General features: G+C 44.4%; 1 rRNA gene. It reads left to right on the top strand.

Annotated elements, in window-relative coordinates:
• Nucleotides 1-90: ribosomal RNA gene (gene rrf / locus AYI87_RS21130) — 5S ribosomal RNA — on the top strand; the annotation flags it as partial.
• Between the last annotated feature and the right edge of the window lie 1,679 nt (nucleotides 91-1,769).

Below are 1,769 nucleotides of genomic sequence, written 5' to 3'. Positions count from 1 at the left end.
ACCTGATCCCATCCCGAACTCAGAAGTGAAACGCAATCGCGCCGATGGTAGTGTGGGGTCTCCCCATGTGAGAGTAGGTCATTTCCAGACGCCTAATATAGCAAAAAGCCCTAGCCTAAAACGCTAGGGCTTTTTGCTTTCTACACTCTGAGAAAAAACTTACCCCGATGTCGCCCCACCGCCGGGCGTGGTGATAAACCGTATCCTGAGCTTATGACATTCGCTACATCCATGTGCCTTGTCATCGGCCGCGAAGCATAGCTTCTCCGTGTTCAAGTCAGGCTAAGTACTGCTTATTCAAAGAGCCTTACTTTCACACCCATCTGTTCGCTTCAAGAACCGAGCAGGTTATTTTCAGGCGTCTAATAACGAGGAATCTCACTCGAATATGGGGGAGGTAAAGCGTCCTCACGCAGTGAGATACAATCCCATGCAGAGGTGTGTTCTGCAATATCGACACTTCAGCCGTTCAGGGCTCTCTTACTTCTCAGCTTGCAGCCTAGCCACAGGTACCTTCACGATCCAACCATCAAGATGAGCTAGATAATCGGATCTCTTACGCCTCATGCGATAGTTCGATAAATGGATACTCTAAATTGACATGTCCATAAATCATAGCGGAATAGGAGAGAAGTACTGGCGTCGAACAAATGTAATTTGGTGCACACGATGGAGGATTTGGAGAGCTTAGTCTAAGCTGCTCATGATAGGCGCTAGATATCTCAAAAGTCCTTTATTTACCTATTTAGTTGAGTCCTGGTAATGTCAGATGATAAGTGGCAAGGCAAATGAGCCCATGCGTCAGATTATCTAAAGAGGGATCTAATCTCGGTATTGCCAGCACTCATGATGCAAACTTTGCGCGCATGAGATGACTTCAACCTTCAACTATAGAATTGAACCTTGTTGGTTAATGATTGGCTTGAAATGCTTTTCCTAGGATTCACCATAAGCATTCAGGTTCATACATGCTATTCCCTACTTAGCCAAGTTGACCCTGATAGCCTAATGTCTCATAGAGCTAATTGTTTGTACTGTTCTTGTGTTAATTTACATTCCTTACTTCTTTTTGGAGTTCATTGTAAGTATTAGCTCAATCGCTTAGTGGATACCTCATTCTTCATTCAATAGCATGCCTGGTATCAGAACTCCTTCTAAGACAATGTGGAGATTGCCTATCTCTATCTTTACCTCTTCGTTGCCCTAATTTCTACCTGAGAAGCGACGGGGAGGTGTTTATTCTGGCCGTAAAGGCAATCGCTACTCCCTTGTTTTTAGATAAAGCGCCTGGGTGTGTCAGCGCTCAAGTTTCTTTCGTTAGCCAGTTCACTGTGTTTGAAGGTAAGAGGTGACCAGCCTGTGCCGGTGCTTCAATTATCGCTTTTGTGGATAACTTTGTGCGTAATTGGTGTAAAGGGTGTGCTTATATCAGGTATAAAAAATAAGTTCATTTTTATTTAAAAAAGCCCTTGCGTAAAAGTTTCTGCTCCCTATAATGCGCTCCCACTGACACGGCAAACGGCGCTACTTACCAAGTGAGTAGGTAACGAATGTCGAGTCAAGGTGATAAGCGGCTCGAGTTTTTAAGCCGGTAGTTACAACGCGAAAGCACAGTAATTAACCACTTAAAAATCTTCTGAAAAAAGCGCTTGACGCCGACAGGGAGAAGCGTAAAATACGCAGCCCTAGCCCGCTGGAGTCCAGTATGAGGCAAACGTTCTTTAACAAGATAAAACAAGAAATCTGTGTGGACACTCACAGGTATTGAG

It is taken from the genome of Shewanella sp. KCT (genome assembly GCF_007636505.1).
Taxonomy (GTDB): Bacteria; Pseudomonadota; Gammaproteobacteria; order Enterobacterales; family Shewanellaceae; genus Shewanella; species Shewanella halotolerans.
The sequence above is the reverse complement of the archived record's forward strand: the minus strand, read 5'-3'. Positions and strand labels throughout refer to the sequence as shown.